A 1,602-nucleotide genomic window follows, 5' to 3' on the forward strand; every position below is an offset into this window, starting at 1 on the left:
AGTAGAGTACTCCACCCTGCACTGGAATATCTTTTTTCTCCTGCTCTGGAGGGGTTTCTATCCAGTTTTTTTGGAATGCATCAATAGTTGCGTTCAGCCAGGGCTTGTACACATGAGCAATGACTTTTTGTATGAGCCCAAGGTACGACTGGCTGTGAACCGATGCTATCGCTAAGAGAACAGCATCATCAATCCTCCATGATTCATTCGCATATCGTTCGATCTGTGTCTTCAAATCTCCGGCGGTTTTTATCTGCCTTGAATATTCTACCAGATCAGAAAGGTACCTGAGAGAATGGGCCAGATCTGCCTTTCCGATTCGAGCCCATACCCATTCTCTTCGTCTTTTGTGTTTTTCTTCCAGTTCGGTGATAAGATCCTGTGCCTGTGTGAGTGGGAGAGAAAGAAGCGATTCCAATTCTTTAAAGAGTTCGTTCTCTTCGTTTTCATTTATCTGTGGCCATGATTCCTGATACGGTGTAAAAGCTGGGAGCGGTAAAGTAGAAAGAATGTCGGGGATATTCGGATATCTATCTGGATTTTCAGTAAATCTATCCCATATCTCATTCCATTTCCCTTCCTGGGCCCCAAGTTTGGTTGCCCCGGCTAATGATCCGTCCTTTTCCGGATTGAGGTTATATTCTTTTATTGCGATTCCACAAAATGGCTTCCATTGCCCCAATTCTTTCATCTGCTTTTCTGTTTCAACAGGATCATTGATCCAGGCCAGAATCTGTTTTCGGGGATCTGGTAACTGGATTTGATGCAGATATGCCGCGTGTAATGGAGCATGATGTGATAACCTTTCTATTGGTTCATCAAGGAGAAGTCCAATACCTGTTCGTAATGCATCTTTTGTTTCTCTATCCTGTTTGACGGCAATTCCAGGACCTGGGTCAGATGATTGAAGAAAGGTAACAAGAGTCCAATCTTTTTTTGTTTTCGATGTCCATGATACGCTTCGGTGGTACAGGCCAATCAAGGGTTTTAGTTCTCCTGGGACTGTTGTAGGGTCTCGTAATTCTTCTCTGCTATAACCAGGGAGATAGAGAATGGGTATTTTCCGATTATTATCTTCATATTGTGTGACAGAAGTTCTGATGTAAATTGCCGGGCCAGTCAGGGCCTCGTTATTATAAGAACCATACGTGTAGATAGTAAATCTCTTCTTTAAGCGATCAATGACCGGTTGCCATTCTCCGGTTTTGTCAAACCAGAATACTGAGAGAGGAGGAACTACATCTTTTTGGGCATATTCCTGAGATACTTTTGATAGAGCAGAGCAGATTATATCCTCAAGTGTATTATTCATGATACGTCTCCAAGAGGGGTCAGAGTTTCTAATTTTGTTATCCAGTCATTGAAATGAGGGCATTGAGCACGAATATGTGAAAGAGGGATTTTATTGAATATCAATGCCCCATGTAACGTTTTTTGATATGAGGGATAAAGAGACTTGAGTCTTTTCGATGGTGCTGTTTCAGGATTATCATTAATTTTCTCCGGCTCTCCGGCAACCCTGAGGATGTTAGACAATTCTCTTTTATGTGATTCATTATCCGGTGACATAATTTCGTCAATTGCATCGATATTAGAAAATAG

At 41.9% G+C, this 1,602-nt stretch carries 2 protein-coding genes; both read right to left on the reverse strand.

Annotated elements, in window-relative coordinates:
- The coding region (gene pglZ, locus PLA23_RS13305; RefSeq protein WP_324475521.1) for a BREX-1 system phosphatase PglZ type B at positions 1-1,312 on the reverse strand (1,312 nt) is incomplete at its 3' end.
- Positions 1,309-1,602: DUF4276 family protein (locus tag PLA23_RS13310; RefSeq protein ID WP_324475522.1), on the reverse strand; the 294-nt coding region annotated here is incomplete at its 5' end. The genes PLA23_RS13310 and pglZ, both read right to left, overlap by 4 nt.

This window comes from Methanospirillum sp. (assembly GCF_035406105.1).
GTDB lineage: Archaea > Halobacteriota > Methanomicrobia > Methanomicrobiales > Methanospirillaceae > Methanospirillum.